Here is a 22,747-nt window from a genome sequence, read left to right as displayed (position 1 = left end):
AAGGCCTAGAGCTGCGGGGCCGGGGCCGGCCTCCGGATGAACGGCGCGGCCAACGGTTCCACGTATCGCGCGGCCAGCGGGCCCATCACCGCCATGAGCAGCACATACGCCGTGGCAAGGGCGGCAAGCTCACGGGGAACGACGCCCGAGGCAACGGCCAGCCCTGCAATGACGATGGAGAATTCGCCCCGGGCAACCAGTGCGGCGCCGGCGCGGAACCGGCCGGGCCGGGCAATTCCCGCCCGTTTCGCAGCCCAGATCCCGGTGAGCATTTTGGTTGCTGCCGTGGCCACGGCAAGGACCAGCGCCCAGCCCAGGACCGGCGGAATGGATGACGGGTCCGTGTTGAGCCCGAACGCCACGAAGAAGATGGCGGCAAACAGGTCGCGCAGCGGTTCGAGGATCCGGGTGGCGTTGTGTGCCGTGGAGCCTGAGATCGCGATGCCGAGCATGAAAGCGCCCACTGCCGCCGAGACCTGCATGGCAGATGCGGCTCCGGCCACCAGCAGGGCGGCCCCGAGGACGTTCAGCAGGAACACCTCGGAGTTTTCGCTGTGCACGGCCTTGGAAACGTGGTGGCCATGCCGCAGCGCCACCATGAGGACCATCGTGACCACCGCCAGCGCGATGCCCACCGCGGTGAGTCCGCCCAGGAAACTCACCCCCGCCAGGGTGGCAGTGAGGATGGGCAGGTAGACGGCCATGGCCAGGTCCTCGAACACCAGGATCGAGAGCACCACCGGCGTTTCGCGGTTTCCGAGCCGGCCAAGGTCCGTGATGACCTTCGCGGCAATGCCGGACGAGGAGATGTAGGTGACGCCGCCCATGACCATGGCGCCCACGCCGCCCCAGCCCAAAAGCAGGGCCAGCCCGGCGCCGGGCAGGAAGTTCAGGACGAGGTCCAGGACGCCGGCCTGCCACGAGCGGCGCAGGCCGGTGAAGAGCTCTGCCGCCGTATATTCCAAACCGAGCATAAGAAGGAGCAGGATGACGCCGATCTCGCCGGAAAGGTGCGCGAACTCGTGCATGCCCTCGAGTTTGATGATGCCGCCTGCCCCGAATGCCAGCCCGCCCAGGAGGTAGAGCGGGATGGGTGACATTCCGATCCGTCCGGCCAGCCTGGCCAACAGGCCGAGGCAGAACACAACGGCCCCCAGTTCAATGAGGGTCAGGGCCAGCGGGTCCATGGGGGTTACCCGTGGCGCAGGATCTCGGCCGCTGAGTCGAGGCCTTCCTGGGTGCCAACTGCCACCAGCAGGTCGCCGGCGTGGAGGATAGCGTCGGGTCCCGGCGACGGCAGCACTTCGCCCTCGCGCATGATGGCCACGATCGATACCCCGCACCGGGTGCGGATGCACGCTTTGCCCATGGGCTGGTTCTGGAACGGGGAGTCGGCCGCGATGGAGAACTGCCGGGTGACGATGCCCGGAACGTCCTTGTGCTCTTCCGCGAGCTTCATGGCCAGGTGCGTGCCGCCCAGGAGGTTGCCCAGCGTGGCGGCTTCGTCGCTGGTCAGCGGAATCGAGGCCTCGCAGGTATCGGGATCATCCCAGGTGGAAACGATGAGTTCCGTCTGGCCCTCCCGCCGCTCCACTACGCCGATGCGGCGTCCGGAAGCGGTCATGAAATCCTTCCGGCGGCCCAGGCCGGGAAGGTTCGTTTCGTCAACGTTCATGGGTCCAGCCTAGTCTGCCTGGCAACTCCCGGGTGGGCCTGGAACAGGACGCCGGGGAGTCGTTTTACGCTGCGGGAACCACCGCAATGGGTGCCCTCGCCGGCGGCTTTACCGGCAGCAGCACCAGGAGCCCTGCCAGCAGGACCACCATGATGCCCAGGATTCCCCACCGCTGTGCCTCTCCGGCCGGGACCAGCGGAGTGGCCACGGTAATGCAGAGCGTGAACAGCGCCGGTGCCAGGAAGCTGACAGCCCGGCCGGTGGTGGCGTAGAGGCCAAACAGCTCGCCGGACTCGCCGTGCGGCGCGAGCCGTGCCAGGTAGGCGCGGGAGGAGGACTGGGCCGGCCCGACGAACAGGCACAGGAACAGCCCGAACACCCAGAACGTGGTGCTGCCGGCCCATTGCATGCCGAAGAAGGAATAGTTCCCGTTACCGAGGACCAGGATCGCGGTCCCGGCTGCCAGAAGTCCCAGCAGGGAGCCCGTAATGACGGCTTTGGGGCCTGCCTTGTCGTCCAGGAACCCGCCGATGACCGCGCCGATGGCGGCAACCACGTTCCCGAAGATGGCGAAGAAGATGACCTGCGGCAGGGCAAACCCAAATGTGCCGGCCGCGATGATGCCGCCGAACGTGAAGACCGCGGCGAGCCCGTCGCGGAACACCGCGCTGGCCAGCAGGAAGTAGATGGTGTGCGGGCTGGTGGCGTAGATCGCCTTGATCCGCCGGAAGAGCAGTCCGTAGCTGGCAATGAATCCCAGCCGGGCGGCCTGCGCCGAGCGGGGTACTTCGGGAACGGCGAACAGCACAGGGAGGGCGAAGACAAAGAACCAGAGTGCTGAGAAGACGGCCACCAGCCTGATGTTCAGGCTGTCCGCCGTTGACGAGCCGAACCAGTCGAAGGCCGGCTGGACGAACAGCTGCAGGACGATCAGCAGCGCCACGATCCCGCCGAGATAGCCGGCACCCCAGCCGAAGCCGCTGACCTTGCCGATGTTCTGCGGCGTGGAGACCTGGGCAAGCATGGCGTTGTAGTTGACGCCGGCGAATTCGAAGAACACGTTGCCCAAGGCGATCAGGCATGCTCCGAGGAGCAGGAACTCCGGGCGCGGGAACACGAAGAAGCACAGAGCCGTGAGGATGGCGACGGCGGCCGAGTTCACTCCCAGCCACAGCTTCCGCCTGCCGCCCGCGTCGGAGCGCTGGCCCGTCACGGGTGCCAGCAGTGCGATGGCAAAGCCGCCGACGGCCAGCGCCGCACCCAGCACGGCGGACGCGCTGTCCTCACCGCCGAAAGCACTGGACGTCAGGTAGACGGTGAAGACGAACGTGGTCATCACCGCGTTGAAGGCCGCCGAGCCCCAGTCCCAGGATGCCCAGGCCAGCACGCGGCCCCTGCTGGAGGACTGGGTTCCGGCTTCGAGTTCAGAGGCAGGCTGCATTGCCCCCGGAGCGCTGGCGCTGTTCATACGATGCATCGTATCCGCCCGTGGCGAACACCCTGCGGACCACGGGCCCGCGAGGCCGGGGATTCCGCGTAGTTGCACCGCCCCGGCCGGGGCTGCACCCGGATGCGCCTTGGTAAACTGGCCCCTCCCGGACCTTACTTTTTGCCGCCTGCTCCAACTTTTGACAATCGAATCCCTGACGTTGCGGAGAATACAGTGATCACAGTCCTTGCCGTGCACTTTTCGGTGGCTGTCCTCGCGCCCGTCCTCTTCAGGCTCTGGGGCCGCAACGCCTTCTACGCGCTGGCGGCCGTTCCGGCGCTTTCGTTTGCGTGGCTGATGTTCCAGCACAATCCCATTTACTCGGGGCCCGGCGCCGTGGCCGAGGTTGTCGAATGGATTCCCAGCCTCCGCCTGGAACTGGCGTTCCGGATGGACGCCCTGGCCTGGGTAATGTCCCTGCTGGTGCTCGGGGTGGGGGCGCTGGTGCTGGTTTACTGCGCGCGGTACTTCAAACGGAAGGACCAGGACCTTGGCGGGTTCGGCGCCCAGTTGCTGGCGTTCGCCGGTGCCATGTTCGGCCTGGTCACCGCCGATGACCTGCTGCTGCTGTTCATCTTCTGGGAACTGACCACCATCCTGTCCTACCTGCTGATCGGTTTTGCCCGGACCAGGCTGGCCGCCCGGCGTTCCGCCCTCCAGGCGCTGATGGTCACCACCGCCGGCGGCCTGGCGATGCTGGTGGGCCTGATCATGCTCGGCTATGCAGCCGGCACCTACCGGATCTCCGGCATCCTTGACCAGGCGCCGGCACTGGCCGGCGGGGCGTCCGGGGCCATGGTGAGTGCCGCCGTCGTGCTTATCCTGGTCGGTGCCATCACCAAGTCCGCGCTGGTCCCGTTCCACTTCTGGCTTCCCGGCGCCATGGCGGCGCCCACGCCCGTCAGCGCTTACCTGCATGCCGCGGCAATGGTCAAGGCAGGGATCTACCTGGTGGCGCGGCTGGCGCCCGGGTTTGCAGTTACCGCCTACTGGCAGCCGGTGGTGCTGGGACTTGGCCTGGCCACCATGCTGGTGGGCGGTTACCGGGCGCTGCGGCAGACCGACATCAAGCTGATCCTTGCCTACGGCACCGTCAGCCAGCTGGGCTTCCTCACCATGGTGGTGGGGCTGGGAACACCCGACGCCGCACTGGCGGGCCTGGCCATGCTGCTGGCCCACGGCCTGTTCAAGGCGACGCTGTTCCTGGTGGTGGGCATCATCGACCACCAGTCCGGAACCCGCGACGTGCGCAAGCTTTCCGGCGTCTTCCGTTCCTCACGTGCGCTGGGGATCGTGGCGGCCATCGGCGCCGCGTCCATGGCGGGCGTACCGCTGCTGGGCGGCTTCGTGGCCAAGGAGTCAGTGCTGGAAGCGTTCGTGCACCACGCCGGGGACCTGAGGTCCGGCCCGTGGGGCATGGTGGTGCTGGCCGGTGTGGTGGTGGGGTCGATCCTGACGTTTGCCTACAGTGCCCGTTTCATGTGGGGCGCCTTCGCCGAAAAACGCGGCGTGGATCCCACCCCGTTCAAAGCCATCCGGCCCTCCTTCCTGGCCGCTCCCGCGGTCCTGACACTGCTCACCATCGCCTACGGGCTCTGGCCGGCACCGGTGGATGCGTGGATCCAGCCGTACGCCGCGCTCTTCGCGTCCACAGCGCCCGACGCCGGCACCCCGGCAGAGCAGGCAGGCCACCTTGCGCTGTGGCATGGGATCACTCCTGCGCTGGGCCTGACGGCCCTCACTTTCGCCCTGGGCCTGGCAATGTATTTTGGCCGCAACGCTGTGGCCCGTGCCCAGTCCCTGGTGCCCGGCTGGGTGGACGGGGACCGAGCGTACCAGTTGACCATTGGCGCCCTGGACGACGTTGCCGTCTGGCTTACCGGACGCACCCAGCGTGGTTCCCTGTATTACTATCTCGCCGTGATCCTCAGTGTGGCGTTCGTCCTGCCGCTCGCTGCGATCCTGCTGGGCGGCAATGCCCTGCCGGAGGACATCTACCTGGTGGACCCGAATTCCCCGCTGCAGCTTGTGGCAGGGGTGGGCATCGTGATCGGCGCCCTGGCCGCAGTGAGGGCGAACAAACGCTTCCTTGCCGTGCTCATGGTGTCGGTGACCGGCTACGGCATCGCGCTGGTCTTCGCCCTGCAGGGCGCGCCGGACCTGGCGCTGACCCAAATGCTCGTGGAGACCATCATCCTGGTGGCGTTTGTGCTGGCCATGCGGAGCCTGCCGCCAGAACTGCGGGACCGTACCGGCGGCAGATACCGGGTGCTGCGCGTCATCATCGGGCTTGGGTTCGGTGTGACCATGGTGTTTGCCGCGATTTTCGCCATGGGCGCCCGCACCGCCATCCCCGTCTCCCTCCAGTTTCCCCAGCTCGCCTACGAAGGGGGCGGCGGGCTCAACGTGGTCAACGTGACCCTGGTGGACATCCGGGCCTGGGACACGTTCGGCGAGATCAGTGTCCTGGCCCTCGCTGCCACCGGTGTTGCCAGCCTCATTTTCGTGCGCGGCCGGGGCGACCGCCTGCAGCGGTCCGCGGCGGTGGCCGAGGGCACCGTGGGCCGCCACCACGGCGTGGATCCCGGATCCCGGGACGGCGCGGCGCTGGCCGTCAGCCGGAAGTTCGCGGCCTCCGCCCGCGACGCCTGGATCGTGGCCGGCCGCACGCTGGCCCCGGAGCGCCGCTCCATCATTTTCGAGGTGGTCACCCGGCTGATCTTCCACTCGATGATCATCTTCTCGCTCTACCTCCTGCTGGCCGGCCACAACCTGCCCGGCGGCGGCTTCGCCGGCGGCCTGACCGCCGGCCTGGCCCTGACCATCCGCTACCTGGCCGGCGGCCGCTTCGAACTGCGCGAGGCCGCGCCGCTCAGTGCCGGCGCACTGCTGGGCACGGGCCTGGCGCTGGCCGCCGCCTCCGGCGTGATGCCCCTGCTGCTGGGCGGCCAGGTGTTCCAGTCAGCCATCATCCAGCTCTGGCTGCCGGTATTCGGCGACATCAAATTCGTCACCTCCACCATCTTCGACATTGGCGTCTACACCGTGGTGGTGGGCCTGGTGCTGGACGTGCTGCGCAGCCTGGGGGCGGAGATCGACGAGCACATGGAGGAACGGTCCGCCTCCGCCCACCACGACGAGCCGGACGAGGACCGCCGGCAGCCACCGGAACCGGAGGCCGAACGCGATGTGGAACCGGCGCTGGAGCCGGACGACGTCCCCGCCGAAACCACCGCGAAGGGCACCGCATGAGCGTGAACCTGACCCTGCTGATCGTCATGGGCGCCCTGTACGCGTGCGGCATCTACCTGATCCTGGAACGCAGCCTCACCCGGGTGCTGCTGGGGCTGATGCTCCTGGCGAACGCCACCAACCTGCTGATCCTGGCCACGGGCGGTTACGCAGGCCTCGCCCCGCTCTTCACCAAGGACACGCCCGCGCAGGACTACAACGATCCCCTGCCGCAGGCACTGATCCTGACGTCGATCGTTATCTCCTTCGCGGTCACGGCGTTCATGCTCGGCATCATCTACCGGACCTGGGTGCTGGCACGCCAGGACGAGATCCAGGACGACGTGGAAGACCGCAGGGTGGCAGCAACCCCAAGCTTCGATGCCGAGGACGACGCCGAGGTGCCCGCGGAAACCTCCGAATTTCCGCTCACCATGCTGGGCACGGATGGCCGGGACGTCTCCAACCATGCAGGTTCCGGAACCGGGGCGGACCGGGAAACCGAACGGCCCGTGGCCACGGTGGTGGCCGGCGGGCGGGAAATGCCTGCCGAACACGCCGCCGCGGAAGAGCAACCCGGCTCCCTCAACGTCGACCCCAACCCGGAAGGAGGCGGACAGTGAACATCGCCAGCCTGGCCCCGCTCGCCGTCGTACTTCCCATCCTGGGTGCCGCCCTGACCTTCCTGCTGATCCGGCACTCCCGGGCCCAGCGCGCCGTCAGCATCGCCCTGCTGTCGCTGACCCTGGCGCTCGAATGCCTTTTGCTCGCCTCGGCGTGGAACAGCGGGACTGCCGCCGTGACCATCGGCGGCTGGCTCCCGCCGTGGGGCATTGTCATGGTGGTGGACCAGTTCTCCTCGCTGATGCTGGTGGTGTCCTCCGCGGTGAGCCTGGCCGTGCTGGTGTACGCCACCGGGCAGGGCATGGCAGACGGTGACCACGACGCCCCGGTCTCGATCTTCCACCCCACGTACCTGATCCTGGTGGCAGGGGTTTCCAACGCCTTCCTTTCCGGGGACCTCTTCAACCTCTACGTCGGATTCGAGATCCTGCTCACCGCAAGTTATGTGCTGATGACCCTGGGCGGGACGGGTCCCCGCATCCGGGCCGGCGTCACATATGTGGTGGTGTCCGTGGTGTCCTCGGTCCTGTTCCTGATCGCCATCGCCATGGTCTACGGTGCCACCGGAACCGTCAACATGGCGGACCTGGCCATCAAGCTCGGCGGGCTGGACCAGGGCACCAGGACCCTGCTGCACGTGATGCTGCTGGTGGCGTTCGGCATCAAGGCCGCCGTGTTCCCGCTGTCCTTCTGGCTGCCGGACTCGTACCCCACCGCACCGGCGCCCGTCACCGCGGTGTTCGCCGGCCTGCTGACGAAGGTGGGTGTCTATGCCATGGTCCGGACCGAGACGCTCCTGTTCCCCGGCGACACCCTCAACACACCGCTGATGGTGGTGGCGCTGCTGACGATGGTGGTGGGTATCCTCGGCGCCCTGGCCCAAAGCGACATCAAGCGGCTCCTCTCCTTTACCCTGGTCAGCCACATCGGCTACATGGTGTTCGGGCTGGCGATGTCCTCCGCGGTGGGCCTGGCGGCGGCGGTCTTCTACGTGGCCCACCACATCACCATCCAGACCAGCCTCTTCCTGGTCACCGGCCTTATCGAACGCCGCGGCGGCAGCTCCTCTGTGGACCGGCTGGGCGGACTGGCCAAGTTGTCGCCCATGCTGGCGCTGCTGTTCTTCATCCCCGGGATGAACCTCGCCGGCATACCGCCGTTCTCCGGCTTCCTGGGCAAGGTGGGGCTGATCCAGGCCGGCATTGAACTCGGCACGCCGCTGGCCTACGCGCTGGTGGTTGGCGGGGTGGTGACCAGCCTGCTGACGCTGCTGGCCGTCGCCAGGGTCTGGAACCGCGCCTTCTGGCGCAGGCCCACCGACGCCGAGCACCCCGATCCTGTGCTCCTCGCGCCGGCATCGGCGCGGATTTCCGGGCCCGGGGCCAAGCTCAACACGGTGACCCTCCTGCCGCGGACCATGGTGGGTTCCACCGCGGGACTGGTGGTGCTCGGCGTGGCCCTGACGGTCTTCGCCGGGCCGCTGTTCGGGCTTTCCGACCGGGCCGCGCGGGACATGCTGGACCGGGCCCCGTATATCCAGTCGGTCCTGGGCAGTGACGTCCAGGTTCCGGCGCCTGCCGGCGGGGGAGGCACGCGATGAGCCGGAAACGCATTTCGCTGCGCCAGGAACTGCCGCTCCTGGTCTGGCTGGTGATCGTCTGGGGCGCGCTTTGGCAGGATTTCAGCGCCGGGAACCTCCTGTTTGGAGCCCTCCTGGCGGTGGGCGTGGCAAGGCTTTTCTACCTTCCGCCCGTGGAGCTCGGCGGGCGGTTCAACATCCTGTACGCCGTGCCCTTTGCCCTGGTCTTCCTGGGCAAAGTGGTGGTGGCCAGCGCCCAGGTCCTCTACCTGGCCACCGTCCGCGGCCCCAAGGTGACCAACGCCGTCGTGGCGGTCACGCTGCGCAGCCACCAGGACCTGATCGTCACCGCCACCGGGCATGTCATCTCGCTTATCCCCGGCTCCCTGGTGGTGGAGGTGGACCGCTCGACATCCACCCTGTACCTGCACGCGCTCAACATCACGTCCAAGGAAGATGTGGAGGGCCTGCGGAACGAGGTCCGGTCCATCGAGGCGGGCCTGATCCGCATCATGGGAACGCCGGAAGAACTTGAAGCCGTCCGATTGGAGGCCGCCGCGTGATGCAGGTTGTCCTGGCTGTTACAGCCGTGATCTTCTCGCTGGCAGCGGCCGGCGCCATCATCAGGATTGCCAGGGGCCCGTCGCTGCTCGACCGGGTGCTGGCAGCGGATGTGCTGCTGGCCATCCTCGCGGGGGCACTGTGCATTGACATGGCCGTAAACCGCCACCTCCACAACCTCATGCTGGTGGTGGCCATTTCCATCATCGGATTCATCGGATCCGTGACGGTTGCCAGGTTCGTGGCCGACCGGAGGGTGAAGCCTGATGAATCCTGACTTCTCCCGACCCGATGCCTGGATTGACGCCGTCTCCGCGGTGTTCATGGTGGTCGGGGCACTCATGTCCCTCGGCGCAGCCGTTGGCCTGCTGCGCTTCCCGGACCTGCTGAGCCGGATGCATGCCGCCACGAAGCCCCAGGTGCTGGGACTGTTCCTGCTGCTGGCCGCCATCGGGCTGCAGATGCGCACCTGGTGGGTGTGGCCGGTCCTGGTGGTGGCGTGGATCTTCCAGCTGCTCACGGTGCCCGTGTCCGCGCACATGGTGGGCCGGGCCGGCTACCGCACCAAGCACCTGCACCGGGAACTGCTCACCTCGGACGAGCTCGAGGCCGTGGTGCAAAAAGCCGCCGCCGAGACTGCCCTTAAGGACAGCCCCGGCGACGGCGGGTAACGCGCTGTTGGACGGTGTCCCGGATTAGACGATGTCCTGGGTCTTGGCGAAACGGGCGATGGCGCGCTGGGTGCCCCTGTTGGCCAGGACCTGGATGGTGGCACTGACCGCGGCAGAGATCAGCGCGAAGGTCAGCGCGGAACGCAGGCTGGTGGGGACATCCTCGTTCTTGCCGGTGGGTGCCTTCTGGCCGGTGGTTTTTTCCCAGATGGTGTTGACCAGCTTGGTGCCGGCCAGGCCTGCGCCCAGGCTCACCCCGGTCCCGAGCAGCTTGATGAAAAGGTTCATTCCTGTAACTCCTTGCGGCGGCGGAAAACGGACTGCCTCCACCCTAGCCGGACAGCCGTGCCGGTCATGGCAAGGACGTGGCGGGCGGCAGGCACTTGGCGGACTAGGGGGTGGGTGGTTCGGTACGGAATTTGATTATTTTGTGCTTGCCGTCGCAGTAGGGTTTGATCGCCGAGGCCCCGCACCGGCACAACGCCACGGTCTTTCGTTCGCGGGGCACGGCGTCCCCGGAAGGGGTGACGATCTCGAACCCGCCCCTGACGATCAAGGGTCCGTCCGGGCACACCACTATTGAGCCCGCCGCAGATTCCTGGTCCACGTTGCCTCCTGTTCCTTGTTCCTGGGTCATGCTGTTCCCGGGGTCATGCTGCCGCCGGCACGGCCGTCCGGAGCGACGATGTGCCGGCTTCCCAGGAGGACAACAGGTGGTTCGACAGGCGGCTGTCCATGGCCATGACGGCCGTTGCCCCGAACAGGACATCGCCGAGGAGCTCCGGCTCTGCTTCCACCAGGCCGCCGGCCAGGTCCCGCCCCGCGATCTGCTCGTGGACCGCATCCGCTTCCACGTGCTCGTCGAAGTAGTGGGTGATGTCCGGGCCGAAACCGTGCCGGCGGAATCCGTTGCCGTAGAACCGGTTGGGCTGGGAAGACGTCATTTCGTAGATGGCCAGGTGGCCGGTGATGGCCCCCCGCAGCCGTCTATTCAGGCCGCACAGCGACATCAGGTTCACCGAGGCCAGGGAAATGGCGGGAACGGCATCGACGTAGGCGCCGTAGCTGCCGTCCAGCCCCAGGCCCCGCATGGTCCGGGCGAACAGCGCGCTGTGCATCCGCTCAGGCCGCCCGCCGCCGTATTCGTCTGCCTGGATTTCCACCAGCGCCGCCTTGGGACGTCCGCTGAGGCGGGGAATCGCCCAGGTGTGGGGATCGGCTTCCTTCAGCTGGTACACGGATTTGTGGACCAGGAACTCCTTGAGCTGGTCCAGGCTTGCCTTCCTGGCAACGAAACGGGAGACGCTGGGGCCGGTGTCAGCGGCCGCAAGGCCGAAGAGAACATCGGCCACCTGGTCGCTGCCCAAGGTGCCGGTGGGAAGTTCAAGGCTTCCGGCGGCCTGGTGCGCGGCCGTGCGGAGGGCGGCCTCAAACGGTTCCTCGATCAGCCGCCGCACCCTGATCAGGCCGGGCTCCCACTCCCAGGCGTCGGAGATGCCGTCCAGGCCCGAGTAGTGCAGCTCGTAAAGGCAGAAAAGGGCCAGCTGGATGTCCTCGTCGCCAATGATGTCGGTGGTTTCCGCCAATTGCCCCGCCACCAGCCGGTACAGCCCGTCCAGTTCCGCGCCAGCGGAATCCGGAGCCTTGGCCAAGGCCGTGAGAAGGGCGCTGCTGATGGGCCCTCGGGTTTCCGGGATTCTCATGATGCTCCTCGTTCCGGCGCGCTGTTTCCGTGACCGGGGACGGAGCTCCCACGCCCTGTCCCCGTCCATCCCGGGAACCAATATAGTAAGCATGATTACTAATAAAAGCTAAAGCCATCGCTTCGATAGGCCGGCGGGCCGGTCACATCCGGCAGGATGGGCCGTTGGGGCCCTCCACGCAGGGCCCTCCGGTGTAAACTTGAGCACGTCCGGAAGGGCAAAAAGCCTTACCCACATTTAACGCAACACTAAAAACGACAGGGGAGCGCCGCCGTCGGCCCTCGGCACCAGCCGGGAACTGAAGGTGGGCGCTGAGAGTGCGGACCGCCGCAGACCCTCGAACCTGATCCGGTTAGTACCGGCGCAAGGGAGTCGAGTTCTCAAAGTGTCGCGGCTGCACGGCAACAGGCCGCCGGCCGGGAACGCTTTCCCCTCCTGTTTCCCAGGAGGATCCAATGAGTACTGCAGCAATCAAGAAGACCACCAGCAAGTCCTGGCGCGTCGTGGACATCGTGGTGGCCGCGCTGGTGGCCATCGCCGGAGGCGTTATTTTCTGGGCCTGGGACCAGGCTGCGGCCGCGGTCTCCGTGCCGATGAACGCCGCCTACCCGCCCCTGACCGGCCTGATCGCCGGTGGCTGGATGATCCCCGGCGTCCTGGGGATGCTGATCATCCGCAAGCCCGGGGCCGCCCTGTTCTGCGAGACCGTGGCCGCCACGGGCGAACTCCTCATGGGTTCCCAGTACGGCGCGTCCGTCCTGTTCTCCGGCTTCGTCCAGGGCCTGGGCGCGGAAATCATCTTCGCCATCTTCGTTTACCGCAGGTTCAACCTGCCGGTGTCCCTGCTGGCCGGTGCGGCCGCGGGCCTGTTCTGCGGCTTGAACGACTCGTTCGCGCCGTGGGGCTGGAACATCGCCTACTCCGGTGGTGACAAGCTGGCCTACATCCTGTTCTGCATGCTGTCAGGCGCAGTTATCGCCGGCGCCCTGTCCTGGCTCGCCACCCGCGGCCTGGCGCGCACCGGCGTGCTCAGCTCCTTCGCGTCCCGCAAGGCCGCCACGGAGCCAGTCTTCTCCTGATGGCTCCCCAGGACGCCGCCGGCACGGTCCGCCCCGCCGCCGTGGCCGCCCGCGGCTGGGGCTGGCGGCATGCCGGACGGGCCAAGCCTGCCGTCCGTGCCCTCGACCTGGACATCAGCCCCGGCGAGCGGGTGCTGCTGCTCGGCCCCTCGGGGGCCGGGAAGTCCACGCTGCTGCATGCGCTTGCCGGGGTGCTGGGCGACATCAACGACGACGGCGAGGCAGGCGACGCCGACGAGTCAGGTTCGCTGCTCATTGACGGCGCCGTGCCCCGCGCCCGGCGCGGGCACGCCGGGCTGATGCAGCAGGACCCGGAAACCCAGGTGGTCCTGTCCCGGGTGGGCGACGACGTCGCCTTCGGTGCCGAAAACCTTGCGGTGCCCCGGGAGGCCATTTGGGCGCGCGTGCACGAGGCGCTTGCCGACGTCGGCCTGTCCCACCTCCCGCTGGACCACCCGACGTCGGCGCTGTCCGGCGGGCAGAAGCAGCGTTTGGCGCTGGCGGGCATCCTGGCGATGCGCCCGGGGCTGATCCTGCTGGACGAACCCACGGCCAACCTGGACCCGGACGGCGTGCTGGAGGTCCGGGACGCCGTCGCGCGTTGCCTGGACAAGACCGGGGCCACCCTGGTGGTGGTGGAGCACCGGGTTTCCGTGTGGAAGGACCTGGTGGACCGGATCGTGGTGCTCCAGCCGGGCTCCGCGTCCGATCCGGCCGTACTCCTGGACGGGCCGCCGGACCAGGTGCTTCGCGAGGCGCGCGCCATGCTCACCGCCGCCGGGGTGTGGGTGCCGGGCTACGTGCCGGCCACCCGTGGCCGTGCCGGGGTTCCCGCCCCCGGAACCGGGAATCTCCTGCTGGCCGCCGAACGGCTTGCTGTCTCCCGCGAACGTCCACGCCGCAAGGGCCTTCGCAGGATTCCGGCCGTCCCGGTCCAGGAAGGGCTCGCGGCCCAGGTCCGTGCAGGCCAGGCCCTTGCCATCACCGGTCCGAACGGCGCCGGAAAATCGACCTTCGCGCTGACCCTTGCCGGGCTGCTGGAACCCGTCTCCGGGAAGGTCTCCGCCACGCTGGACCTCAGCCGCGGCGCGGGGATCGACCCCTACACCTGGAAGGCCGAGCAACTGATTTCGCGCGTGGGGACGGTGTTCCAGGAGCCGGAGCACCAGTTCGTCACCGGCAAGGTGCTCGATGAGCTGCTGTTCGGTCCCCGGCACCTTGGCCACGGCGAGGACCGGGTTGACGAACTGCTGGAGCGGCTGCGTCTTACCCAGCTGGTGGACGCCAACCCCTACACGCTCTCCGGCGGCGAAAAACGGCGGCTTTCCGTTGCCACCGTCCTCGCCGCCAGCCCCCAGGTGCTGGTCCTGGATGAGCCCACCTTCGGCCAGGATGCCAACACCTGGGCGGAGCTGGCCTCGTTCCTCTCCGAGCTGCTGGACGCAGGCACCGCCGTGGTGTCCGTGACCCACGACGCCGAATTCACGGCGGCATTGGGCGGGGCAGAGCTTCGGATGGCCGCGTCGGAACCGGTGGCGCCATGAGGCAGGAACTCACCCTGGCCGGCAACCGCGCCCTCCTGGCCCGCGCCAACCCCCTGAGCAAATTTGCCGCCGTCGTGCTCATTACCGCGGTCCTGGCGCTGTCCATCGACTGGGTGTCGGCCTCCGTGGCCCTGGTCTTCGAACTGCTGCTGTTTCCCCTGGCCGGGCTCACCCTGGCCCTGCTGTGGCAGCGCGGGTGGCCGCTGATCCTCGCCGCCGCCGTGGGCGGGTGGAGCACCTCCATCCTGGCGCCGGACAGCGGAAGGATCCTGCTCGACGTCGGCATCTGGACCATGAGCGAAGGCTCGCTGCAGCTGGGGATCGGCTTCCTCCTGCGCGGCTTTGCCATTGCACTGCCGGCGGTCCTGCTGATGAGCTGCACCGACCCGACGGACCTCGCGGATGCGCTGGCGCAGAAGGCGCGGCTGCCGCACCGGTTCGTCCTGGGAACCCTGGCCGCCATGCGCCTGGTGGGGCTCATGGCTGAGGAATGGCAGACCATCGGGATGGCCCGGCGGGCACGCGGCGTCGGCTCGCGCGGCAGCCTGCCCCAGCGGGTGAAAGCGACGCTGGGGCAGAGCTTCGGGCTCCTGGTGCAGGCGATCCGCCGCGCGTCCCGGCTTGCCGTGACCATGGAAGCGCGCGGATTCGGCGGCGGCAGCAGGACCTGGGCGCGTGAATCCACCTTCAGTGGCCTGGACCTGGGCGTGCTGGCGGGTGGCGTGCTGATGGCCGGGCTTGCCCTGGCAGCGGCGCTTGCGGCAGGGACCTGGAACATGGTGTGGCTGGGCAGCTGATCCGACACGTCGACGTGCCGTATCGCACATAGCGGGTAAAGCCTTTCCGCGATCGCGCGCCCCGACCGGCTATCCGGGCAAATAACTCATTTATGATATATTCGGGAGTATGACGCAGGAAACCGCTGAACACGTTGCCGCCATGCTGAAGGACGCCCGGACCGAAAAGGGCTGGACCCAGGGCCAGCTGGCCGCCGAGCTCGGCACCAGCCAGTCAGCCGTCGCCCGGATGGAACAGGGCAAGCAGAACCTGAGCCTGAAGATGATCCAACGGCTGGAAAACATCTTTGACCGGAGCATCGTCAACGTGGGCAAGCCGCAAATGACGCACCTCCGGGTGGAGGGCGGACGCACCCTTTCCGGTGCTGTGGACGTCAACAGCAGCAAAAACGCCGGCGTCGCCCTGCTGTGCGCCAGCCTGATCAACCGCGGCACCACCGTGCTCCGCCGGCTGGCCCGGATCGAGGAAGTCAACCGCATCGTCGAGGTGCTGACCAGCATCGGCGTGGAGTGCACCTGGCTCAACGACACCGACCTGCGCCTCCGCCGCCCCGCGGTCCTGGACCTGGACGCCATGGACGTGGACGCTGCACGGCGCACCCGCAGCGTCATCATGCTGCTGGGCCCCCTGCTGGACGAGTCGCGGGAGTACCGGCTGCCCTACGCCGGCGGCTGCGACCTTGGCACCCGCACCGTGGAACCGCACATGCAGGCGCTGCGTGAGTTCGGCCTTTCGGTGGAGGCCACTGCCGGTTTCTACACCGTGCAGGCACCGCCGGCCGACACCCGGGACCGCTCGTTCGTCCTCACCGAGCGCGGGGACACCGTCACCGAGAACGCCATCATGGCGGCAGCCCACCGGGCCGGGACTACCGTGATCCGCAACGCCAGCCCCAACTACATGGTGCAGGACCTGTGCTTCTACCTGCAGATGCTCGGCGTCACCATCGAGGGCGTGGGCACCACCACCCTGAAAATCACGGGCAAGCCGGAAATCGACGCCGAGATCGAGTACTTCCCGTCCGAGGACCCCATTGAGGCCATGAGCCTCATCACGGCGGGCATCGTCACCAACTCAGAGGTCACGGTGCGGCGTGTGCCCATCGAGTTCATGGAGATCGAACTGGCCACCCTGGGCCAGATGGGGCAGCAGCTCGAGGTTTCGGGCGAGTACATGGCCCGCAACGGCCGCACCCGTTTGGTGGACGTCACCACCAAGCCCTCCGAGCTCCGGGCCCCCGAGGACAAGATCCATCCCATGCCGTTCCCCGGGCTGAACATCGACAACCTTCCGTTTTTCGCCGTCATTGCTGCCAACGCCCACGGCCAGACCATGATCCACGACTGGGTCTACGAGAACCGGGCGATCTACCTGACCGAGCTGAACCGGCTCGGCGCCCAGGTGCAGCTGCTGGATCCGCACCGGATCTACGTCAACGGGCCCACCAAGTGGCGCGCCGCCGAGGTGGGCTGCCCGCCGGCACTCCGGCCTGCCGCGTGCCTGCTGCTGGCCATGCTGGCGGCCCGCGGTGTTTCCGAACTGCGCAACATCTACGTGATCGAGCGCGGTTACGAGGACCTGGCGGAGCGGCTGAACACCATCGGCGCCAAGGTGGAGTACTTCCAGGGCTGAGCATTCACGCTTCGTCATGAACGGCGGGCCACAGTTCCAATGACCCGCTGCTGCAGCAGAATGTTCGTATGCGTACATTCGGCGTAGAGGAAGAGCTGCTGATCGTTAATCCGGAGTCCGGAGAGCCGCTCGCCCTGGCGGATGCCCTCCTGGCCGGACACCACGTGGCGGCGGATGACCTCCCCCCGGATTCAACCGTCCACCACGCGGGAAACCAGGCGGATTACGACGACGAGATGGGCCTGAGTGCCGAGCTGAAGCTTGAGCAGATCGAGACCCAGACCCGGCCCTGCCGCGAGTACGGCAGCCTGCTGGAACAGATCCGCGCGGGCCGGGCGCTGGCGGACCAGGCTGCCAGGAAGCACGGGGCCCGGGTCGCGGCGCTCGCAACCTCGCCGGTGGCATCACCGAGCCACACCACTCCGGACCCGCGCTACGCCAGGATGCTGGAACGCTTCGGCCTTACTGCCCAGGAGCAGCTGACCTGCGGGTTCCACGTCCACACCTACATCGAGTCGCCGGAGGAAGGCGTGGCGGTCCTGGACCGGATCCGCGACAAGCTGGCAGTGTTGACGGCCTTGAGCGCCAATTCGCCGTTCTGGAACGGCGTGCCCACCGGATTCGAAAGCTACCGCACCCAGGCCTGGAACCGCTGGCCGACGGCCGGACCGGCGGGCATCTACGGAACCTATCCTGCCTATCGGCGGGTGGTGACCCGGCTGCTGGACACCGGCGTGATGCTCGATGAAGGCATGCTGTACTTCGACGCCCGGCTGTCCCGCAACCACCCCACGGTTGAGGTGCGGGTGGCGGACGTCTGCCTTCGGGCCGAGGACGCAGCCCTGATTGCGGTGCTGGTCCGGGCGCTGGTGGAATCCGCCAGCCGGGAGTGGCGCGAGGACGTTGATCCGGCACCCGTGCCCACGGTCCTGCTGCGGATGGCGTCCTGGCAGGCCAGCAGCGAAGGGCTCAGCGGCGAGCTGCTGGACTTCGGAAACTTCCGGCCCACGCCCGCTGCGGACGTGGTCCGGTCGCTGGTGGATTACCTGGCGCCGGTGCTGGAGGAACAAGGCGAGCTGGCCCTGGCCCGGCAGGGTGTGGAGGACATCATCGCCCGCGGGACAGGGGCAGCTGAACAGCGGCGTGCACGCGACAAGGCCATCGCCGGGCCGCCGCCGGAGGACATGGGGTTCGGCGCCGTGGTCCGCCAGGCCGTCCACGTGACCATGCGCGGTTCGCTGGACCTGTCAGAGGTGGAGACAACACCCGAGCTGTTGAGGGTGCGCCAGGCCTGAGACGGCCGCGCAACTGCGTTTCCCGCTGCGCAGATTCATCCCCGACGCGCCAATTCCTCTCCGCGGCCCCTATCCGGGCAGCGAAGAGGAATTCCCGCGTCGGATAGAAGGCTGCGCGTCGGGGAACGCCGGGCCATGAGACCGCGGACCGCGCGGCTAGATCTGCTTCAGTGCCTGTTCCAGGTCGCGGATAAGGTCTTCCGGATCCTCCAGCCCCACGGACAGCCTGACCACGCCGTCACTAAGCCCGATGGCCGCCCGCCCTTCAGGCCCCATGGCGCGGTGCGTCGTGGTGGCGGGGTGGGTGATCAGTGACTTGGCGTCGCCCAGGTTGTTGGAGATGTCGATGATGCGCAGCCCGTCCAGGAGCGCGAACGCCGCTTCCTTCGCCGAGCGCCCCGCGGAAGGAGCCAGCTCCAGCGTGAGCACCGTGCCGCCGGCGCTCATCTGCTTCGCCGCCAGGGCATACTGCGGGTGCGACCTCAGCAGCGGGTACTTCACCCAGCTCACGGCGGGCTGTTCCTCCAGCCACTCCGCCAGCCGCAGGGCAGTGGCCGAGGAGTGGTTGACCCGCAGGCCCATGGTTTCCAGGCCCTTGGTCAGGACCCAGGCGTTGAACGCCGAAAGTGCGGGGCCGGTGTGGCGCATCAGCTGCTTCACGGGGCCGTCGATGAACTCCTTGGTGCCCAGGATGGCGCCGCCCATCACCCTGCCCTGCCCGTCGATGTGCTTGGTGCCGGAGTAGACGATGACGTCGGCACCGAGGTCGCCGCAGCGCTGGAGCAGGGGAGTGGCAAAGACGTTGTCCGCCACCACCGTTGCACCGGCCGCGTGCGCCAGTTCGCTGACGGCGGCGATGTCCACGATCTCCTGCATGGGGTTGGACGGGGATTCGAAGAAGACGGCGGTGGTGGGCGTGGAGAGCGCCTCCCGCCACTGGTCCAGGTCGGGTCCGTCCACGAAGACGGTCTCCACGCCCCACCGCGGCAGGATCTCGTTCAGGATCACGAAGCAGGAGCCGAACAGTGAGCGGGCGGCCACCACGCGGTCGCCGGCAGCCAGCAGGGCACCCAGGGCGGTGAACACCGCGGACATGCCCGACGCCGTCGCGAAGCATGCTTCGGTGCCTTCCAGCAGCCTGAGCCGCTCCTGGAACGTGGCCACCGACGGGTTGCCGTAGCGCGAGTAGACAAAGCGCTCGTCCTCGCCGGTGAAGGCGCGTTCGGCTGCAGCGGCGGACTCGTAGACGAAGCCTGAATTCAGGAAGATGGCCTCGGACGTTTCCTGGAAGTTTGTGCGGTCAAGGCCGCCGCGGACGGCCTGCGTGTCGGGGTTCCAGCCGGGGGCGTCTTGGTTGAAGCTCACTTAGTTCTTTCCGAGGTTGGTGGGCAGGCCGCGGTTCTTCCAGCCATTGACGGTGCGTTCGCCGTAACGGTCCGGTTCGCCTTCGAAGCCTTCCAGCACGTTGTAGGACGTGAAGCCGGCCTGGGTGGCGGCGGTGGCGGCGGCAATGGAGCGCTGGCCGGAGCGGCACAGGAATACCAGCTCCGCGGCCGGGTCTTCCGGCGCCTGTTCCTTGAGGTCCTGGACGAAGCGCGGGTTGGGAATGCCGCCGGGGAAGGTCCACGGGATGAACAGGGGATCGTTGTCCGTGGCCTTGGTGTCCGGGATGCCGATGTGGGCCCATTCGCCCTCCGTGCGCACGTCCACCAGGATGGCGCCCTGCTCCAGCTTGGCCCAGGCTTCCTCGGGGGTCAGGTCTCCTGCGTAGCTCATGCGTGGCCCTCGCCGTCGAATTCGAGGTCCCCGCCGGCGTCGAGCTGGTCCACGGCGGTAGCCACGGCGGCGTCCGCGGAAGCGATGGCTGCCGGAAGGACGATCGCCTGCGCCACGATCACGCTGGTGCCGTTGAAGGTTGCCGCCGGGCTGCCGTGCAGCACGTAGCCTTCGGCCAGGGCGTTGGAGATCCGCTCACAGAATTCACGGTTGTCCGGGCCGCTGATGAGGCGGTAGGACAGTCTCTCGTCGGGGGCAGGTGCGTCAGACATGACGGATCTCCTTCTTTCACGCTTGCAGCTCGAGTCGGTCGATATGCCGAGTATTCACCTGAGGCACCCCGCCGCGAAAGGGAGGGTTGCCGACCGGCCAGTCAGGGCTTCACACCGGTACTCATTACTCCCCAAAAACGTAACACCTGCCGCGAAAACGCGCATCGCCGCCGTCGTCATGTTCCGTAATTCAGCAGCCACCCGAGGCGATAGGGTTCTTACCGTGGGGCGCCGCCCCGACGTCAGAGCAATGAGTGCCGGGGGGGTCTTGTCAGCATGCGGGGAAACACGTCGCACCACCAAGCGGTCCGCCGCAGCCGTCCACGTTCCGTCGCCGCCGTGGTGGCCGGGCTCCTGATCAGCCTGCTGGCCCTGGTCGGCCCGGCCAGTGCCGCCCAGGCCAGTGCAGCCCAAGCAGGTGCCGCCCAGTCCGCAGCAGCCGCCCCGGACCCGGGAAAACCTTGGCTGGGCGTGGTGCTCGAATGGGGCGAGGACACCGCTGCCGGTTTCAGTGACCGGCTGGGCGCCGACCCCGCGGTTTTCGGCCACGACATCACCATGCCGTACCGCGAGGCGGAACGGAACGATCTCGACGGATTCCTGCAGCAGGCGGCGGGCAGGGGCGCCCATGCGCTGCTCACCGTGAGGCCGTCGGTGCCGCTGGACCAGCTCGGTGCCCAGGAGGCCGAGGCCTTCGCGCAGCAGGTACGCGACCTGGCCTCCGGCTTCAAGGGGCAGCTGATGATCCGCTTTGCCCCCGACATGAACGCAAGCTGGGTGGCCTGGGGGCAGCAGCCAGCCACCTACCGCAAGGCCTTCCAGGCCGTAACGGCAGCTTTCAGGAAGTACGACGGCGGCCGGGCCACCATGGTGTGGGCCCCTTACCTGGGCAAGGACTACCCCTTTGACAGGAACCGGAGTGCCCCGCAGCCGGGAAGTGAAGGGTTTTCGCTCCTGGACACCAACGGTGATGGAACCTGGGATGGGCGCGACAGCGCCTACGCCCCCTACTATCCCGGGGATGACGCCGTGGACTGGGTGGGCCTGGCCGCCTACCACGACGACACCGCCGGCGGGACGGCCGTCAACACGGCTCCCCGAACCGATGAACTGAAGGACATGCTCACCGCGTCCGGCGGCGAGAACTTCTACGGCACCTACTCACAGCGGCACGGCAAGCCCTTCCTCCTCCAGACATCCGCCTTTTACAGCCCTGCAGCCGGCGGCGCGGCAGAGTCCGACATCAAGGCCGGCTGGTGGGACCAGGTGGTGGGGACTGCCACCTCCCCTGACTTCGCCACGACGGCGGCCGTCGTATGGGACGAACGGACCAGCACCAGGGATACGGGGGTGGCAAGCATCAGCTGGCTGCTCACGGGGAGCCCGGAGATCGCCAAAGCAGCACTGGACAGGCTGAAGTCTTCCCCCATCGTCACCGGCCCGGTCACCGATGTGGCGTCCGGAAGCACCTACGTCCGTGCCAGCACCCTGTCCGGCGCGGCGGCCTGGAGTGTTGCTGCCGCCATGGCCATCCTCCTGGTGGCTCTATGGCAGATACCGCGACGGATCAGCGCGGCGACTGCCTGGAGCTACCAGGACCCCTCCAGCAGGGACTCGAGGGTTGACCTGCTGCGCGGCATGGCCATCGTCTTCGTGGTGGTCAACCACCTTGGCATGGCCTCGCTGTTCCAGCTGCTTACGCAGGAGGCCGTGGGTTTCGTCTCCGGCGCTGAGCTTTTTGTCCTGTTCTCCGGACTGGTGGTGGGCATGGTGTACGGGCCCAAAGCCAAGGAGGACTTCGGCCAGGTGGTGGACCTCACCTCGCGCCGCGCCGGAAAGCTCTACGTCACGGCACTGGCCGTCCTGGTCGGCGTCTTCCTGCTGTCCCTGCTTCCGTTCTTCAACACCGAAGCCCTGACCACCTTCGTGGACCAGGGAACCGGGGGCGCCGGGCACACAGGGGCGGGGCGCACGTACGACCTGTATGCCGGCATGTCCTCGCTGTTCCAGTTCCCCGTGCCCCCGCAGGTGCTGCCGGCCATCGTGCTGCTGCAGTTCGGGCCCTGGCAGTTCAACGTCATGGGCCTTTACGTGGTCCTGCTGCTTGTCAGTCCGCTGATCCTTGCCGCCTTGAACCGCGGCAAAGCCGCCTGGGTGCTTCTGGTGACCCTTGCCGTGTACGCCGTGGGCAACGTGACCAGGTTCAGGATCCTGCCCTCGCAGTTCGAGGACTCCTTCCCGTTGCTGGTGTGGCAGGTGCTGTTCGTTGTCGGGATGGTGGCCGGATACCACCGGCGCAGCATCGTGGCCTGGCTGACCAGGCACATCTGGGTGGTGGTTGCCTGCACCGTGGCAGCCTTCGCGCTGGCCTTCCTGTCCTGGGGCAACCCGTACCTCTCCAACAACTACGACGTTCGCCTGGCGCTGATCCCGGATGCCGCGTACCGGGCCATGTATGACGCACTCTTCGGCCGGACCTACCTGGCCCCGGGCCGCCTGCTCAACGTCCTGGTCCTGGTGGTGGCCGCCTATGCCTTCCTCAGCGCCTACTGGAAGCCGGTGCAGCGGGCCCTGGGCTGGTTCCTGATCCCGCTGGGCCGGGCCACGCTCTACGTGTTCATCATGCACGTGGTGCTCATCGCCGTCGTGGCCAATATTCCGGCCCTGCAGCAGCAAAGCATCGCCCTGAACACGGCTGCCTATGCCGTGGTCCTGGGGCTGCTCTGGGTGATGGTGCGCACCAGGTTCCTCTTCCGCATCATCCCCACCTGAGGCCGGTCTGCAGGACGTGGGTCCCCGCCGTCAGGGCACAAAAAAT

General features: G+C 67.6%; 21 protein-coding genes and 2 riboswitches. Of the genes, 12 read left to right on the top strand and 9 right to left on the bottom strand.

Annotation, left to right across the window (positions count from 1 at the left end; genetic code table 11):
• Positions 1 to 5 precede the first annotated feature (5 nt).
• From RM50_RS13920 to RM50_RS13910, 3 genes are all read right to left on the bottom strand, one after another.
• On the bottom strand, positions 6 to 1,187 hold the full coding sequence (locus tag RM50_RS13920) for a cation:proton antiporter (RefSeq protein WP_043453724.1): 1,182 nt from the start codon (positions 1,185 to 1,187) through the stop codon (positions 6 to 8).
• Between the two features lie 5 nt (positions 1,188 to 1,192).
• Positions 1,193 to 1,675, bottom strand: coding sequence for a cation:proton antiporter regulatory subunit (locus RM50_RS13915; RefSeq protein ID WP_043453721.1), 483 nt, complete (start codon positions 1,673 to 1,675; stop codon positions 1,193 to 1,195).
• A gap of 64 nt (positions 1,676 to 1,739) precedes the next feature.
• Positions 1,740 to 3,143, bottom strand: coding sequence for an MFS transporter (locus RM50_RS13910; RefSeq protein ID WP_043453718.1), 1,404 nt, complete (start codon positions 3,141 to 3,143; stop codon positions 1,740 to 1,742).
• Positions 3,144 to 3,338: 195 nt separating this feature from the next.
• On the opposite strand from RM50_RS13910, the gene RM50_RS13905 reads away from it, so the two are divergent.
• The 6 genes from RM50_RS13905 to mnhG are packed head-to-tail and all read left to right on the top strand — an operon-like array spanning position 3,339 to position 9,830.
• On the top strand, positions 3,339 to 6,416 hold the full coding sequence (locus RM50_RS13905; protein ID WP_043453716.1) for a Na+/H+ antiporter subunit A: 3,078 nt from the start codon (positions 3,339 to 3,341) through the stop codon (positions 6,414 to 6,416).
• Positions 6,413 to 7,018 (top strand): Na(+)/H(+) antiporter subunit C, encoded by a 606-nt coding sequence (locus RM50_RS13900; RefSeq protein WP_043453715.1) that lies wholly within the window; start codon positions 6,413 to 6,415, stop codon positions 7,016 to 7,018. The genes RM50_RS13905 and RM50_RS13900 overlap by 4 nt, the downstream gene beginning before the upstream one ends.
• Positions 7,015 to 8,619, top strand: a complete 1,605-nt coding sequence (locus RM50_RS13895) for a Na+/H+ antiporter subunit D (RefSeq protein WP_043453712.1) — start codon at positions 7,015 to 7,017, stop codon at positions 8,617 to 8,619. The genes RM50_RS13900 and RM50_RS13895 overlap by 4 nt, the downstream gene beginning before the upstream one ends.
• On the top strand, positions 8,616 to 9,161 hold the full coding sequence (locus tag RM50_RS13890; protein ID WP_043453708.1) for a Na+/H+ antiporter subunit E: 546 nt from the start codon (positions 8,616 to 8,618) through the stop codon (positions 9,159 to 9,161). The genes RM50_RS13895 and RM50_RS13890 overlap by 4 nt, the downstream gene beginning before the upstream one ends.
• Positions 9,161 to 9,436 carry a monovalent cation/H+ antiporter complex subunit F gene (locus RM50_RS13885; protein ID WP_430929413.1) on the top strand — a complete coding sequence of 92 codons (276 nt, stop codon included), beginning with the start codon at positions 9,161 to 9,163 and terminating at the stop codon, positions 9,434 to 9,436. The genes RM50_RS13890 and RM50_RS13885 overlap by 1 nt, the downstream gene beginning before the upstream one ends.
• Positions 9,426 to 9,830, top strand: a complete 405-nt coding sequence (gene mnhG, locus RM50_RS13880; protein WP_043453703.1) for a monovalent cation/H(+) antiporter subunit G — start codon at positions 9,426 to 9,428, stop codon at positions 9,828 to 9,830. Before RM50_RS13885 ends, mnhG begins: the two co-directional genes overlap by 11 nt.
• Before the next feature lie 24 nt (positions 9,831 to 9,854).
• On the opposite strand, the gene RM50_RS13875 is transcribed toward mnhG, so the two are convergent.
• The 3 genes from RM50_RS13875 to RM50_RS13865 all read right to left on the bottom strand — a co-directional run bounded on the left by RM50_RS13875 (position 9,855) and on the right by RM50_RS13865 (position 11,533).
• The gene (locus RM50_RS13875) at positions 9,855 to 10,118 is read right to left on the bottom strand and encodes a DUF4235 domain-containing protein (RefSeq protein WP_043453702.1); all 264 of its coding nucleotides are present in this window, start codon (positions 10,116 to 10,118) and stop codon (positions 9,855 to 9,857) included.
• A gap of 103 nt (positions 10,119 to 10,221) precedes the next feature.
• Entirely contained in the window at positions 10,222 to 10,467 is a 246-nt protein-coding gene (locus tag RM50_RS13870; RefSeq protein ID WP_240471960.1) for a CDGSH iron-sulfur domain-containing protein, read from the bottom strand.
• A gap of 13 nt (positions 10,468 to 10,480) precedes the next feature.
• Positions 10,481 to 11,533, bottom strand: a complete 1,053-nt coding sequence (locus RM50_RS13865) for an iron-containing redox enzyme family protein (RefSeq protein WP_043453697.1) — start codon at positions 11,531 to 11,533, stop codon at positions 10,481 to 10,483.
• Between the two features lie 249 nt (positions 11,534 to 11,782).
• A riboswitch (TPP riboswitch) is annotated at positions 11,783 to 11,921 on the top strand.
• A gap of 67 nt (positions 11,922 to 11,988) precedes the next feature.
• Between RM50_RS13865 and RM50_RS13860 the strand changes: the two genes are divergently transcribed.
• From RM50_RS13860 to RM50_RS13840, 5 genes are all read left to right on the top strand, one after another.
• Positions 11,989 to 12,612: an ECF transporter S component gene (locus RM50_RS13860; protein ID WP_043453695.1), complete on the top strand. Its 624-nt coding sequence runs from the start codon at positions 11,989 to 11,991 to the stop codon at positions 12,610 to 12,612.
• Positions 12,612 to 14,156 (top strand): ABC transporter ATP-binding protein, encoded by a 1,545-nt coding sequence (locus RM50_RS13855; RefSeq protein WP_156133887.1) that lies wholly within the window; start codon positions 12,612 to 12,614, stop codon positions 14,154 to 14,156. Before RM50_RS13860 ends, RM50_RS13855 begins: the two co-directional genes overlap by 1 nt.
• Positions 14,153 to 14,953 carry an energy-coupling factor transporter transmembrane component T family protein gene (locus RM50_RS13850; protein ID WP_043453691.1) on the top strand — a complete coding sequence of 267 codons (801 nt, stop codon included), beginning with the start codon at positions 14,153 to 14,155 and terminating at the stop codon, positions 14,951 to 14,953. The genes RM50_RS13855 and RM50_RS13850 overlap by 4 nt, the downstream gene beginning before the upstream one ends.
• Before the next feature lie 109 nt (positions 14,954 to 15,062).
• On the top strand, positions 15,063 to 16,586 hold the full coding sequence (locus tag RM50_RS13845) for a UDP-N-acetylglucosamine 1-carboxyvinyltransferase (protein ID WP_043453689.1): 1,524 nt from the start codon (positions 15,063 to 15,065) through the stop codon (positions 16,584 to 16,586).
• Between the two features lie 68 nt (positions 16,587 to 16,654).
• Complete coding sequence (locus tag RM50_RS13840; protein ID WP_043453688.1) at positions 16,655 to 17,881, top strand: glutamate--cysteine ligase 2; 1,227 nt, start codon at positions 16,655 to 16,657, stop codon at positions 17,879 to 17,881.
• Positions 17,882 to 18,037: 156 nt separating this feature from the next.
• Here RM50_RS13840 and RM50_RS13835 read toward each other — a convergent pair whose 3' ends face one another.
• The 3 genes from RM50_RS13835 to RM50_RS13825 are packed head-to-tail and all read right to left on the bottom strand — an operon-like array spanning position 18,038 to position 19,929.
• Positions 18,038 to 19,246, bottom strand: a complete 1,209-nt coding sequence (locus RM50_RS13835) for an O-succinylhomoserine sulfhydrylase (RefSeq protein WP_043453686.1) — start codon at positions 19,244 to 19,246, stop codon at positions 18,038 to 18,040.
• Positions 19,247 to 19,657: a rhodanese-like domain-containing protein gene (locus RM50_RS13830; RefSeq protein ID WP_043453684.1), complete on the bottom strand. Its 411-nt coding sequence runs from the start codon at positions 19,655 to 19,657 to the stop codon at positions 19,247 to 19,249. It abuts the gene before it with no gap.
• A complete protein-coding gene (locus tag RM50_RS13825) occupies positions 19,654 to 19,929 on the bottom strand; it encodes a DUF1737 domain-containing protein (protein WP_043453681.1) in 276 nt (91 codons plus the stop codon). Before RM50_RS13825 ends, RM50_RS13830 begins: the two co-directional genes overlap by 4 nt.
• Before the next feature lie 13 nt (positions 19,930 to 19,942).
• Positions 19,943 to 20,058: riboswitch (SAM riboswitch) on the bottom strand.
• Positions 20,059 to 20,205: 147 nt separating this feature from the next.
• Between RM50_RS13825 and opgC the strand changes: the two genes are divergently transcribed.
• Positions 20,206 to 22,701 (top strand): OpgC domain-containing protein, encoded by a 2,496-nt coding sequence (gene opgC, locus RM50_RS13820; RefSeq protein WP_043453680.1) that lies wholly within the window; start codon positions 20,206 to 20,208, stop codon positions 22,699 to 22,701.
• Positions 22,702 to 22,747 lie beyond the last annotated feature (46 nt).

It is taken from the genome of Pseudarthrobacter phenanthrenivorans, assembly GCF_000813845.1.
Classification (GTDB): Bacteria; Actinomycetota; Actinomycetes; order Actinomycetales; family Micrococcaceae; genus Arthrobacter; species Arthrobacter phenanthrenivorans_B.
This window is presented reverse-complemented; position numbering and strand designations above follow the sequence as displayed.